This is a genomic window from Brevundimonas naejangsanensis DSM 23858, from assembly GCF_000421705.1.
Classification (GTDB): domain Bacteria; phylum Pseudomonadota; class Alphaproteobacteria; order Caulobacterales; family Caulobacteraceae; genus Brevundimonas; species Brevundimonas naejangsanensis.
The window spans coordinates 93,725-106,755 of the sequence record NZ_ATXN01000004.1 but is presented as its reverse complement, the minus strand read 5'-3'; the positions used below and the strand labels follow the sequence as shown (position 1 = coordinate 106,755).

General features: G+C 67.4%; 11 protein-coding genes. 10 read left to right on the top strand and 1 reads right to left on the bottom strand.

What is annotated here, in order from left to right:
• Positions 1-80 precede the first annotated feature (80 nt).
• The 4 genes from rimP (at position 81) to infB (ending at position 6,230) form a co-directional block, all read left to right on the top strand.
• Positions 81-695 carry a ribosome maturation factor RimP gene (gene rimP, locus H556_RS0110020; RefSeq protein WP_024354291.1) on the top strand — a complete coding sequence of 205 codons (615 nt, stop codon included), beginning with the start codon at positions 81-83 and terminating at the stop codon, positions 693-695.
• Positions 695-2,443 (top strand): transcription termination factor NusA, encoded by a 1,749-nt coding sequence (nusA, locus tag H556_RS0110015; protein ID WP_024354290.1) that lies wholly within the window; start codon positions 695-697, stop codon positions 2,441-2,443. The genes rimP and nusA overlap by 1 nt, the downstream gene beginning before the upstream one ends.
• Positions 2,444-2,461: 18 nt before the next feature.
• Positions 2,462-3,136 (top strand): RNA-binding protein, encoded by a 675-nt coding sequence (locus H556_RS0110010; protein WP_024354289.1) that lies wholly within the window; start codon positions 2,462-2,464, stop codon positions 3,134-3,136.
• A gap of 112 nt (positions 3,137-3,248) precedes the next feature.
• On the top strand, positions 3,249-6,230 hold the full coding sequence (gene infB, locus H556_RS0110005) for a translation initiation factor IF-2 (protein ID WP_024354288.1): 2,982 nt from the start codon (positions 3,249-3,251) through the stop codon (positions 6,228-6,230).
• Between the two features lie 141 nt (positions 6,231-6,371).
• Here the strand turns inward: infB and H556_RS0110000 are convergent, their stop codons facing one another.
• Positions 6,372-7,115 (bottom strand): class I SAM-dependent methyltransferase, encoded by a 744-nt coding sequence (locus tag H556_RS0110000; protein WP_024354287.1) that lies wholly within the window; start codon positions 7,113-7,115, stop codon positions 6,372-6,374.
• Between the two features lie 190 nt (positions 7,116-7,305).
• On the opposite strand from H556_RS0110000, the gene H556_RS0109995 reads away from it, so the two are divergent.
• The 6 genes from H556_RS0109995 (at position 7,306) to pnp (ending at position 12,892) form a co-directional block, all read left to right on the top strand.
• The gene (locus tag H556_RS0109995) at positions 7,306-7,836 is read left to right on the top strand and encodes a hypothetical protein (RefSeq protein ID WP_024354286.1); all 531 of its coding nucleotides are present in this window, start codon (positions 7,306-7,308) and stop codon (positions 7,834-7,836) included.
• Between the two features lie 13 nt (positions 7,837-7,849).
• Entirely contained in the window at positions 7,850-8,554 is a 705-nt protein-coding gene (locus H556_RS0109990; RefSeq protein WP_024354285.1) for a DUF2459 domain-containing protein, read from the top strand.
• Between the two features lie 65 nt (positions 8,555-8,619).
• Complete coding sequence (gene rbfA / locus H556_RS0109985; RefSeq protein WP_024354284.1) at positions 8,620-9,111, top strand: 30S ribosome-binding factor RbfA; 492 nt, start codon at positions 8,620-8,622, stop codon at positions 9,109-9,111.
• A gap of 3 nt (positions 9,112-9,114) precedes the next feature.
• Complete coding sequence (gene truB, locus H556_RS0109980) at positions 9,115-10,047, top strand: tRNA pseudouridine(55) synthase TruB (protein ID WP_024354283.1); 933 nt, start codon at positions 9,115-9,117, stop codon at positions 10,045-10,047.
• 87 nt (positions 10,048-10,134) lie between these two features.
• A complete protein-coding gene (gene rpsO / locus H556_RS0109975; RefSeq protein ID WP_024354282.1) occupies positions 10,135-10,404 on the top strand; it encodes a 30S ribosomal protein S15 in 270 nt (89 codons plus the stop codon).
• A gap of 259 nt (positions 10,405-10,663) precedes the next feature.
• Entirely contained in the window at positions 10,664-12,892 is a 2,229-nt protein-coding gene (gene pnp / locus H556_RS0109970) for a polyribonucleotide nucleotidyltransferase (protein WP_024354281.1), read from the top strand.
• Positions 12,893-13,031: the final 139 nt, after the last annotated feature.

Genomic DNA, 13,031 nt, shown 5'->3' with positions numbered 1-13,031 from the left:
ATCGTTAGACCGACGTCCAACGGCGTCGTTTCAAGCGGCGGCCCGGATGGTCCGTCGCTTTTGTTTTCTGGAGTATCCGCTTGCGGGCCAAGACCGCCGAAGACCGCGCTCTGCTTGAGCTGATCGACCCCGTGGCCGAGAGCCTGGGGCTGGCGGTCGTGCGCGTGCGCCTGATGGGCGGGACGCTGCGCCGTCGTCTGCAGATCATGGCCGAGCGCCAGGCCGACCACGACATCTCGGTCGAGGAATGCGCGCGCCTGTCGCGCGCCGTGTCCGAGGTGCTGGACGCCGCTGATCCGATCGCAGGCGAATATCTGCTGGAAGTTTCGTCGCCCGGCATCGACCGGCCGCTGACGCGCCTGATCGACTTCGACCTGTTCGAGGGGCTGGAAGCTCGCCTCGAAACCGACCGCATGGTCGAGGGCCGCAAGCGCTTCAAGGGCATTGTCGCCGGCGCCGAGGGCGAGAATGTCGCCATCGACCTGGACGGCGAGGACGAGACCGCCCTGATCCCCTTCGCCTGGCTGGCTGACGCCAAGCTGGTGCTGACCGACGAACTGCTGAAGCGCGGCGCCGCCCTGCGCGCGGCGCGCGGCGAACCTGAAGACGACGGCCTGCCCCAAGATACGTCTGGGGGCGCGCCGGACGCTGACAACTCCGACTCCACTCAAGACTCCACCAAGGACGACGCCTGATGGCCGTGACCGGAATCTCCGCCAACCGCCTGGAACTGCTCTCCATCGCCGACGCCGTCGCGCGCGAGAAGAGCATCGACCGGGAAATCGTCATCGACGCGATCGAGGAGGCGATCCAGAAGGGCGCCAAGTCGCGTTATGGCGCGCACCACGACATCCGCGCCAAGATCGACCACAAGACCGGCGAGCTGACCCTGACGCGTCACGTCACCATCGTCGCCGACGATTGGCAACCGGAAGACGAGCTGGAAGAGTTCAACGACAGCGCCATGGTGCGTCTGCGCGACGCCCTGAAGCGCGACGCCGAGGCCGAGGTCGGCAAGGAATACGTCGAGGTCCTGCCGCCGTTCGAGTTCGGTCGCGTCCAGACGCAGATGGCCCGCCAGGTCGTGACCGGAAAGGTCCGCGAGGCCGAGCGCGCCAACCAGTACGAAGAGTTCAAGGATCGCGTCGGCGAGATCGTCAACGGCACGGTCAAGCGCGTCGAATACGGCAACACCATCGTCGACCTGGGCCGTGGCGAAGGCATCATGCGCCGCGACCAGTCGATCCCGCGCGAAGTGTTCAACATCGGCGACCGCGTCCGCACCTACATCTACGACGTGCGGCCGGAGGCCAAGGGCCCGCAGGTCATGCTGTCGCGCGCCCATCCGGGCTTCATGGCCAAGCTGTTCGCCCAGGAAGTGCCCGAAGTCTATGACGGCGTGATCGAGATCCGCGCCGCCGCCCGCGACGCCGGTTCGCGCGCCAAGATGGCCGTGCTGTCGAACGACAGCTCCATCGATCCGGTCGGCGCCTGCGTCGGCATGCGCGGTTCGCGCGTGCAGGCGGTGGTCGCCGAACTGCAGGGCGAGAAGATCGACATCATTCCGTGGGTCGACGACGAGCCGACCTTCATCGTCAACGCCTTGGCCCCGGCCGAAGTGGCCAAGGTGGTGCTGGACGAAGAAGCCGACCGCGTCGAAGTCGTGGTGCCGGACGAGCAACTGTCGCTGGCCATCGGTCGTCGCGGCCAGAACGTCCGCCTCGCCTCGCAGCTGACCGGCTGGCAGATCGACATCATCACCGAGTCTCAGGACTCCGAGCGTCGCCAGAAGGAATTCAGCGAGCGCACCGCCCTGTTCCAGGAAGCTCTGGATGTGGACGAGACGATCGCCCAGCTGCTGGTCACCGAAGGCTTCGCCACGGTCGAGGACCTGGCCTTCGTCGAGCCCTATGAAATCTCGGAGATCGAGGGCTTCGACGAAGACACCGCCGAAGAACTGCAGACTCGCGCCCGCGAACACCTGGATCGTCTGGCGGCCGAGCTGGACGCCAAGCGCGTGGCTCTGGGCGTCGAAGACGGCGTGCTTGAGGTTCCGGGCGTGACCGCCGCCATCGCTGTCGCCCTGGGCGAAGGCGGGGTGAAGACGGTCGAGGATCTGGCCGACCTGGCCACCGACGAAATCCGCGGCGGCTACGAAGTGCGCGGCGGCGAGCGGGTCAAGGTCGCCGGCGTGCTGGAAAGCTTCAACCTGAGCCAGGAAGACGCCGAAATGCTGATCCTGCAGGCGCGCGTGGCCGCCGGCTGGATCGACGCTTCGGAACTGCCCCAGCCTGAATACGTCGAAGAAGAGACGTTTGAGGGCGAGTTCGATGGTGACTTCGACGGCGAGGGCGAAGACGCCCCGGCCGCCGATGCGAGCGACGACAGCGAGGCGCAGGCCGCCCCCGCTGACGACCTCGACGACCAGTCCCGCGACATGTGATGGGAGCCGTAGCCGTCCATGAGGTCGTCCGAGACGTTGATCGATAGGGATCGTCAGGACCTGGCGTCACGCCAGGCCCTCGATGAATCTCGCCTGATCCGTTTCGTGGCCGGCCCGGACGGCGCGGTGGTCCCCGATCTGGCGCGCAAGCTGCCGGGCCGGGGCCTGTGGGTCGCCGCCGACCGCGCCTCTCTGGAGGCGGCGATCAAGAAGAACATGTTCGCGCGCGCCGCCAAGGCGCCGCTGAAACCCGCCGCCGACCTGCCCGATCTGGTCGAAAATCTGCTGGTCCGGCGTTGTCTGGACCAGCTGGGTCTTGCCCGGCGCGAAGGCGTGCTTATCTCTGGCTTCGAGAAATGCGCTGCGGCGATCCGCAGCGGCCGCGCCGCATGGCTGATCGAAGCCGCCGACGGTTCGGCCGATGGGCGCGGCAAGCTTCTGGCCCTCTCCAGACACGCCTCGCCCGCCCCCGAAATCTGCGGGGCTTTCAGCGCGGACGATTTGAGTTTGGCCCTTGGGCTGGAAAATGCGATACACGCCGTCCTGCTGCAAGGCGGGCGGGCTGATCGCTGGACCCTGGAGGTTCAGCGGCTGGCGGGATTTCGACCTCTCTGTCCCCAGAGCTGGAACCGGGCGGGGCCCGGACACGGCGCAGAGGACGACCGGGGCGACGCCCCGGATGGAGAGCCTTAGGGTTTAAGCGGCTGCGGGCCTGTTTCCGAAACAACGGAGGCGGGGCCGCATTCTGCTATGGGTGATTGAGACAGGCGAAGGCGGAATTCTCCGCCCTGAGTAAAGCGACCGGATGAGCGACGAAAACAACAATTCCAACGACGGCAAGACTCCTGCCAACGCGCCTTCGCAGACGGGGCCGCGCGCCCCGCTGAGCCTGAAGCCGCGCGCGACGGGTTCGGTCTCGACCGGCACGGTGAAACAGAGCTTCAGCCACGGCCGTTCCAAGACCGTCGTCGTCGAGACCAAGCGCCGGGCCGGCGCCCAGGGCGGGCATCAGCGTCCGCAGGGCTTCGATGTCGCGCGTCCGCGTTCCGAAGGCGGCGCGCCGCGTTCTGCCGCGCCGCGTCAACCGATGGGCGGAGGTCTGTCGGCCGAGGAGCAGGAAGCGCGTCGTCGCGCCATCGCCCTGGCGACCCAGCAGGCGGCCGAAAAGGAACGCCAGGCCGTAGCCGCCAAGGCCGCCGCCGAGGCTGCCGAGCGCCAGCAGGCGGCCGCCGCTGAAGCCGCCGCCGCCAAGGCCGTCGCCGAAGCCGCCGCCGCCAAGGCTGCTGCTGAAGCAGCGCGGGTCGAGGCCGCCAAGCTGGGCGCCGCCGCCCCGGCGCCGGCCAAGCCCGCTGCGCCCAAGGTCGAGACCCCCAAGGCGGAAGCGCCGAAGGTCGAGGCCCAGAAGGTGGAGGCCAAGCCTGAGCCGGTCAAACCGGCCGCGCCCAAGCGCCCGGCCGTCAACTTCGGCCAGCGCGCGCCCAGGATTCCGCAAGGCCGCGCGCCGCTGGAACGTCCCGCCTTCGGGGGCCGCTCGGCCCGTGAACAGGCGATGGGCGGCGAGCGTCCGCAGGCCAGCGAACAGGCGCCGCGTGAAGGCGGTCGCGAGGGCGGCGAACGTCCCGCCCGTCCGGCTCAGACGGTCCGCTATTCGGCTCTGAACCCGCGTCCGGCCCCCGGCGCCCGCACCGGCGCGCCCGGCGCGGCCCGTCCTGGCGGCCGCCCGGCCCCGAACCAGCCACCGGCCCAGCCCGAGGTGGCGCGTCCCAGCCGCGCCGGCGGCGGCTTCGCCCGTCCGGCCGGTCGCGAGGACGACCGCGACAAGCGTTTCGCCGACAATGCGCCGGGCAAGGCCGTCAGCCGCACGCGCGGCGAGCCCAAGCGCCGCGAAGGCCGCCTGACCATCCACTCGGTGGCGGGGGGCGACGAGGACGCCGTCGAGCGGATGCGCTCGCTGGCCTCGGTGCGCCGTGCTCGCGAACGCGAGAAGGAAAAGCGCCGCGGCGGCTCGACCGAAACGCCGAACCGTCCGCGTGAAGTGATCATTCCCGACACCATCACCGTTGGCGAACTGGCCAACCGGATGGCGGTGCGCGGCGTCGACATCATCAAATTCCTGATGCGTCAGGGCCTGATGATGAAGATCAACGACGTGATCGATTCCGACACCGCCGAACTGGTGGCCGAGGAATACGGCATGGCCGTCAAGCGCGTGTCGGAATCCGACATTGAAGAAGGCTTCATCGCCGAGGCCGACGAGGCCGACACCGGCGACCTGCGCGCTCCGGTCGTGGCCATCATGGGCCACGTCGACCACGGCAAGACCTCGCTGCTGGACGCCCTGCGCACCACGGATGTGGCGGCGGGCGAAGCCGGCGGCATCACCCAGCACATCGGCGCCTATCAGGTGCGTCTGGCCGATGGTCAGCGCATCACCTTCCTGGATACGCCGGGCCACGCGGCCTTCTCGGCGATGCGGGCGCGCGGCGCCAACGTCACCGACATCGTCGTTCTGGTGGTGGCCGCCGACGACGGCGTCATGCCGCAGACGGTCGAGGCCATCCAGCACGCCAAGGCGGCCGGTTCGCCGATCATCGTGGCGGTCAACAAGGTCGATAAGCCCGACGCCAACCCGCAGAAGATCGTCAACGAGCTGCTGCAGTATGAGGTGATTGCTGAATCCCTGGGCGGCGACACTCAGATCATCGAGCTGTCGGCCAAGGAGAAGATCAACCTGAACGGCCTGACCGACGCCATCCTGCTGCAGGCGGAAGTCATGGACCTGCGCGCCAACGCCGAGCGTTCGGCCGAGGGCGTGGTGATCGAGGCCCAGCTGGACAAGGGCCGCGGCCCGGTCGCGACCGTCCTGGTCAAGCGCGGCACGCTGAAGCGCGGCGACATCGTCGTGGCCGGCTCCGCCTGGGGCAAGGCGCGCGCCCTGCTGGACGAGCGCAACGCCCAGCTGACCGAAGCCGGTCCCTCGGTTCCGGTCGAGATTCTGGGCCTGTCGGAAGCCCCCACGCCGGGCGATGTCTTCGCTGTGGTGGAGAACGAGGCCCGCGCCCGCGAACTGACCGAATACCGTCAGCGCGTGAAGCGTGAAAAGGGTCAGGTCTCCGGCGGCAGCCTGTCGCTGGCCGACATGATGGCCAAGCTCGGGTCCAAGAAGATCAGCGAGCTGCCGGTCCTCATCAAGTCGGACGTGCAGGGCACGGCCGAAGCCATCACCACCTCGCTGGAGAAGATGGGCAACGACGAAGTGCGGGCCCGCGTGGTCATGCACGGCGCCGGCGGCATCACCGAGAGCGACGTCAATCTGGCCAAATCGGCCGGGGCGCCGATCCTGGGCTTCAACGTCCGTGCGTCGAAACAGGCGCGCGAACTGGCCGAGCGCGAAGGCGTCGAGATCCGTTACTACTCGATCATCTACGACCTGCTGGACGACATTAAGGGCGTGCTCTCGGGCATGCTGGCGCCGCTCCAGCGCGAAACCTTCCTGGGCAACGCCAAGGTGCTGCAGACCTTCGACATCACCAAGGTCGGCCGGGTCGCGGGCTGCCGCGTCACCGAGGGCGTGGTCCGCAAGGGCGCGCGCGTCCGCATCATCCGCGACGACGTGGTGGTGCTGGAGCTGGGCGTGCTCAACACGCTCAAGCGCTTCAAGGACGAGGTCAACGAAGTGCCGTCGGGTCAGGAGTGCGGCATGCAGTTCGCCGGCTTCCAGGACATCAAGGAAGGCGACTACATCGAGTGCTTCACCGTCGAAGAGATCAAGCGCACCCTGGACTAGGGTGCCTAGATCTGGACGTTTGAGCCTCACGGCCTGAAACATGAAGGGCGCGGTTTCGAAAGAAGCCGCGCCCTTTGTCTTTGGCGTTGCGGCCAATTTCCGCTCATCCCGGCGTCGACGGGATGAGCGGGTGGGGTAGGGTCAGTCCTCGACGACAGATTTCAGCGCGCCGTCCGAGAAGGTCATGATGAAGCGCTGGATCGGCGCCGCATCTTCGGCCTGAAGCTCGATCTCCAGCCGTTCGCCAGTCAGTTCGGCGGTCATGGAGACCTCGGTCTCGCCCAGCCAGGCCCGGCCGGTCACCTGCTGATACTTCTGCTCCAGCTCCAGGCGGCAGGCCGTTCCGTCTTCGCGGGTCCAGTCCCAGCGGCCGGCGACCGGGGCGGGAACTGTCCATTTGTAGATATAGCCGTCGGCGACCTTGATCCGCTGGTCTGCGGGCCAGTCGCCCATGTCGAAGGCGTGGGAGACGATGCGGGCGCCGGGCTTTAGCTGGCTGAGCAGGCGCGGGCGCAGTTCGACATTGATCGATTGCAGCAGATAGAGGCTGACCACGGTGGCTTCGCGGACATCGACGCTGAACAGGTCTTCCTCGATGAAGTCGACCATGTGTTCGACACCGGCCCAGCCGGCGTATTCCATGGCGTCGGCGATGCGGGTCGGGTCGATGTCGAAACCGATGGCGTGGGCGTCGCGGTCGCGGGCGGCGGCGATGACGATGCGGCCGTCGCCGCACCCAAGATCATAGAGGCGATCCTTCGGCCCTACCCCCGCCAGCGCCAGCATGGCGGCCACGGTGTCCTCCTCCGTCGGGACGAAGGGCACGGCCAGATAGCGGTCCGGGTCCTGGGCGTAGTTGTCGATATCGAAGGGGTCTTTGAACACGGCGGCTCGGATCATGAAGGGGAGGAACGGGCGTAGGGGCGCCTCGGCAGGAGGCCATACGCCCGGACGCCCATCATGCCGGATGGACGCCTGCCTCGCCAGCGGCCGAGCATCGAAGGCTTCATCTGACGTTCGGTTGGCTTTAGGGTTCGGCCATCGCGTCGGGGGGGCGCAGAAGAATAGGCCGCCAATGTCACGCCCTGGACTGTCTCTGCTCTTGATCGCCTTCGTGGCCGCCAGCGTGGCGACGCCCGCGCTGGCCGACACGCGGTTCCTGTCTTTCGACGCCAGGGATCGGGCCACCCAGGCCCTGACGCGCGGCGTGACGCTGGAGGTGGAGCGCGGCTGGTTCGGCGCCACCTCGGTGAAGAACCTGTTTTCCTCGACCTCGCGCGGGTCGGCCCGGTTCGAGCGCGGCGGGCCCGATCAGGTCCGGCGCGTCCTGCCTCAGGGCGCGGCTGACGGCGGAGTCTACAGCATCACGGCCGACGGCGACGGCCGCGCCCTGTCTCGCGCCCTGTGTCCCGGCGCGGATGAGGCCTTCATCGTCGTGGGCCGGGTGCGCGCCGGCCATCCGCTGACGATCGAGACGGTCGGCCGCTGGGCCGACGGCCAATTCCGCCACTGCGTCAGCCTGAATTACAGCTATCGGGGCGAGTGGGCGACAATGCAGGGCTCTTCGCCCGCGCGGGACGTTCCGGCCGCATTCGGCAACAACTAAAGGCGAGGCGGGCGTGCTCATCCGCTGGAGCTTCGCCGTTCTTTTGGGTCTGCTGGCGGGTCTGTGGACGGCGCAGCGGCCGGGCGATCCGGCGCTGTTTCCACCTGAGGGAGAACAGGCGGCGATCGTCGTCCATCTGCTCGACAACGGATTTCACACTGATCTGGCCGCGCCGCGCGCATCGCTGGCGGTTGGCGACGATGCGCTGGCGCGGGCCGTGCGAGCCCTGCCGCCCGGCGACTGGGTGCGGATCGGCTGGGGCGACGCCGTCTTCTATGTCGAACAGGGCCCGATCAGCGGGCGGCTTCCCGACGGCGCACGGGCCTTCTTCAGGCCGGGCGGCAATCCCTCCGTGGTCATGCTGGACCCCGATCCGGTTGATCCGGCCCTTTTGCCCGAGAAGACGCGGGCGACCCTGAGCCTGTCGCCAGACGGTTTTGCAGCCTTGCGCGCGCGCGTGGCGTCCTCGCTGCGGCTGGATGCGGAGGGGCGGGCGGTCATCGCGGCCAGCAGGCCGGGCGACGACGCCGTCTTCTACGCCAGCCATGAGACCTTCTGGGTCGGGCATCTGTGCAATCACTGGACGGCCGAGGTGCTGAACGCGGGCGGCCTGCCCATGCCGATGGTCCGCAGCCTGACCTCAGGCGCGGTGATGCGGGCGGCGAGAACCGTCGAACAGCGCGCGGCGGAACTGGACTTGAGCGACGCAGGCGACTAGACCCCGCCCCTTCGCGTTTCAGAGCCGGCGTCCGATCCCCGGCGGCGCGAGCAGGAGGAGCCCCGATGGCCCGCAAGCAACACACCCGCAACGCCAGCGGTCCCCTGGGACCGTCGCAGCGCCAGCTGCGCGCCGGCGAGCTGATCCGCCACGCCCTTGTCGACGTCATGCGCGAGCATGAAATCCACGACGAGGCCCTGGTCGGCGTCTCCGTCACCGTGACCGAGGTGCGGATGAGCCCGGACCTGCGCCACGCGACCTGTTTCGTCGAGCCGCTGGGCGCGGGCGTCGAGGCGGCCGAGACGGCCGGGCAGGAGAGCGCCATCATCAAGGCGCTGAACGAACACGCCAAATTCCTGCGCGGCCAGCTGGGTCGCCGCATCGACATGAAGTTCACGCCGGATCTGAAATTCCGCCACGACGAGAGCTTCGACGCCGCCAGCCACATGGACCGTCTGTTCAATGATCCGCGCGTGCGCGCCGACATCGAACAGGCAGACGATGAGGATGACGGGCCTCAAGCAGCGCAAGGCGCGGTAGGCCCAGAGGAAGAATAAGCGATGGCGCGACGCAAGAAAGGCGATCTCGTCAACGGCTGGGTCTGCCTCGACAAGCCCTATGAGATGGGCTCGACCGAGGCAGTGACGAAGGTCCGTCGCCTGTTCAACGCCCAGAAGGCGGGCCATGCCGGGACGCTGGACCCGCTGGCCTCGGGCATTCTGCCCATTGCGCTGGGCGAGGCGACCAAGACCGTGCCCTTCATGATGGAGGCGCAGAAGGTCTATCGCTTCACCATCCACTGGGGCATTTCGACCGACAGCATCGACCGCGAGGGCGAGATCATCGCCCGGTCGGACGTGCGCCCCTCGGTCGAGGCGGTGATGGCGGCCCTGCCGTCGTTTGTCGGCGAGATCGACCAGACGCCGCCCGCCTTTTCCGCCGTGCGGGTCAATGGCGAGCGCGCCTATGATCTGGCGCGGGCGGGGGTCGAGGTCGAGCTGCAATCGCGCCGGGTGACCATTCATGAGGCGGCGGTGACGGCCGCGCCCGACGTTGATCACGTCGAGATCACGATGCGGACGGGCAAGGGCGTCTATGTCCGTTCGCTGGCGCGCGACTTGGCGATCATGCTGGGCGCCGAGGGCCATGTCTCGGACCTGCGGCGCGAGCGGGTGGGGCCGTTCTCGGTCGACAACGCCGTAACGCTGGATTTTCTTGAGGAGTTGGCGCATAAGGGCGCCGCCTTTGAGGGCTTGCTGCCCGTTTCGACCGCTCTGGACGACATCCCGGAGTTGGCCGTGACGGAGCAGGACGCCCTCTCTTTGAGGCAGGGACGGCCGATCGTTCTGCTCCCCCGACAGATTGAAACGCTCAAGGCCCGGCTCACCGCCGGTTCGCGGCTGGTTTCAGTCTTCGAGGGCGGAACCCTGGTCGCGCTCGGCAATCTCAGGGCCGGTCGGCTTGAACCCGACCGTGTTTTCAACCTCCCTTAAGCAGGCTCACGCTTGCCGACAGGAACTCCAACGCCCTCAAACAGCGAGCCTCCGCGAGGCGAGCGTTAGGGCAAGAAAGGACCTCCGATGTCGATTACAGCTGAACGTAAAGCTGAAGTCATCGCCGACAACGCTCGCTCGACGGGCGACACCGGTTCGGCCGAAGTGCAGGTTGCGATCCTGACGGAACGCATCGCCAACCTGACCGAGCACTTCAAGACCCACAAGAAGGACAACCACTCGCGTCGTGGCCTGCTGAAGCAGGTTTCGCAGCGTCGTCGCCTTCTGGACCACCTGAACAAGACCGACAGCGCCCGCTATCAGGCGCTGATCGCCAAGCTGGGCCTGCGTCGTTAAGGCGCCCCGGTTGCGGATCGGATAATCTCCACGAGGCGCGGGCGGACACGTCCGCGCCTCGTTCCGCTATTAGTAGCAAGCTTCCCGCGCGCCGCGGGTCTGACTGGCGCAACCGACGCGAGGGCCTTGAATCCGGTCCTCAATCACCCGCCCGGCCGCGACATTGCGGTCAGGTCACCGGGGACCGTTAAGGACTGAACGGCCTGACGCTCCGCACACCCCCGACGGGAATACGCCCGCGGGAGACGAAAGACGAAACATGTTCGATATCAAACGCAAGACGATCGAGTGGGCCGGGCGCCCGCTGACCCTGGAGACGGGCCGCATCGCCCGTCAGGCCGACGGCGCCGTGCTGGCGACCTACGGCGAGACCGTGGTACTGGCCACCGTCGTCTACGGCCGCCAGCCCAAGCCGGGCCTGGATTTCTTCCCCCTGACCGTCAACTATCAAGAGAAGACGTTCGCCGCCGGCAAGATCCCGGGCGGCTACTTCAAGCGTGAAGGCCGTCCGACCGAGAAGGAGACCCTGGTCTCCCGCCTGATCGACCGCCCGATCCGCCCCCTGTTCGTCAAGGGCTTCAAGAACGAGACCCAGGTCATCGTCACCGTGCTGCAGCACGACCTTGAGAACGATCCCGACATCCTGGGCATGGTCGCCGCCTCGGCCGCCCTGACCATCTCGGGCGTGCCCTTCATGGGCCCGATCGGCGCCGCGCGCGTCGGCATGATCGACGGCGAACTGGTGCTGAACCCGGCCATCGACACCCTGGGCGAGAGCGCCCTGGATCTGGTCGTCGCGGGCACGCAAGATGCCCTGATGATGGTCGAATCCGAAGCCAAGGAGCTGTCGGAAGAGAAGATGCTCGAGGCCCTGATGTTCGCGCACGCGGGCATGCAGCCGGTCATCGACGCCATCATCGACCTGGCCGAGCACGCCGCCAAGGAACCGTTCGACTTCCAGGCCGAGGACCACTCGGACGTGGTCGCCTCGATCAAGTCGCTGGTCGGCGAGGACATCAAGGCCGCTTACGCCCACCCGGGCAAGTATGAGCGCCGCTCGGGCGTCGACGCCGCCAAGAAGAAGGCCGCCGAGGCCCTGGTGAAGACCGACGAGAAGCCGGAAGGCGTCGACTCGTCCAAGTTCTCGGCCGCGTTCAAGGAATGCGAAGCCGACGTCCTGCGTCGCGACATCATCGAGAACAGCCACCGCGTCGACGGCCGCGCCCTGGACAAGGTCCGCGCCATCGTCTCGGAAGTCGGCGTCCTGCCGCGCACCCACGGTTCGTCGCTGTTCACGCGCGGCGAAACCCAGGCTCTGGTCGTCGCCACCCTCGGCACCGGCGAGGACGAGCAGTACATCGACAGCCTGACGGGCACCTACAAAGAGTCCTTCCTGCTGCACTACAACTTCCCGCCCTATTCGGTCGGTGAAGCGGGCCGCATGGGCTCGCCGGGCCGTCGCGAAATCGGTCATGGCAAGCTGGCCTGGCGCGCCATCCGTCCGATGCTGCCGTCGCGCGAAGACTTCCCCTACACCATCCGTCTGGTGTCGGAGATCACCGAGTCCAACGGCTCGTCCTCGATGGCCACGGTCTGCGGTTCGTCGCTGGCCCTGATGGACGCCGGCGTGCCGCTGGTCCGTCCGGTCTCGGGCATCGCCATGGGTCTGATCCTGGAGCCGTCGGGCGAGTTCGCCATCCTGTCGGACATCCTGGGTGACGAAGACCACCTGGGCGACATGGACTTCAAGGTCGCGGGCACCTCGGAAGGCATCACCAGCCTTCAGATGGACATCAAGGTCGCCGGCATCACCAAGGAGATCATGCAGCAGGCCCTGACGCAGGCTTCGGCCGGTCGTCTGCACATCCTCGACGAAATGTCGAAGGCGATGGAGGCTCCGCGCGCCGAGCTGGGCGAGTTCGCGCCCAAGATCGAATCCATCAAGATCGCGGTCGACAAGATCCGTGAAGTGATCGGTTCGGGCGGCAAGGTCATCCGCGAAATCGTCGAGAAGACCGGCGCCAAGGTCGACATCGGCGACGACGGCACCATCAAGATCGCCGCCAACGAGCAGGAAAAGATCGAAGCCGCCAAGGCCTGGATCCAATCGATCGCCTCGGAGCCGGAAGTCGGCACGATCTACACCGGCAAGGTCGTGAAGGTCGTCGACTTCGGCGCCTTCGTGAACTTCTTCGGCGCCAAGGACGGTCTGGTCCACGTGTCCCAGATCGCTCTGGAGCGCGTCGCCAACCCGGCCGACGTCCTGTCGGAAGGCCAGGAGGTCAAGGTCAAATTCCTGGGCTTCGACGATCGCGGCAAGACCAAGCTGTCGATGAAGGTCGTCGATCAGGAAACCGGCGAGGACATCACCGACAAGATCAACGCCGAGCGCGCTGAGCGTGGTGAAGCTCCGCTGTCGGAAGACACCGGCGGCCGTCCCAAGGGCGACCGCAACGGCGGCGATCGCGGCCGTCGCCGTCGCGACTAAGCCTCGGCGTCATCGCTGAACTGAAGAAGACCCCGGTGGAGCGATCCGCCGGGGTTTTTTCTTGGGCGCTATCGCTCGCGAAGGCGTCATCCCTCTCCCGGCGGGAGAGGGCTTGAGCGCACGAGAGCCGAAGGCGATC

Excerpts from the sequence above, each read along its gene's own strand:
- nusA (WP_024354290.1), top strand. The coding sequence starts at position 695 with ATGGCCGTGACCGGAATCTCCGCCAACCGCCTGGAACTGCTCTCCATC.
- H556_RS0110010 (WP_024354289.1), top strand. The coding sequence starts at position 2,462 with ATGAGGTCGTCCGAGACGTTGATCGATAGGGATCGTCAGGACCTGGCG.
- infB (WP_024354288.1), top strand. The coding sequence starts at position 3,249 with ATGAGCGACGAAAACAACAATTCCAACGACGGCAAGACTCCTGCCAAC.
- H556_RS0109995 (WP_024354286.1), top strand. The coding sequence starts at position 7,306 with ATGTCACGCCCTGGACTGTCTCTGCTCTTGATCGCCTTCGTGGCCGCC.
- rbfA (WP_024354284.1), top strand. The coding sequence starts at position 8,620 with ATGGCCCGCAAGCAACACACCCGCAACGCCAGCGGTCCCCTGGGACCG.
- truB (WP_024354283.1), top strand. The coding sequence starts at position 9,115 with ATGGCGCGACGCAAGAAAGGCGATCTCGTCAACGGCTGGGTCTGCCTC.
- rpsO (WP_024354282.1), top strand. The coding sequence starts at position 10,135 with ATGTCGATTACAGCTGAACGTAAAGCTGAAGTCATCGCCGACAACGCT.
- pnp (WP_024354281.1), top strand. The coding sequence starts at position 10,664 with ATGTTCGATATCAAACGCAAGACGATCGAGTGGGCCGGGCGCCCGCTG.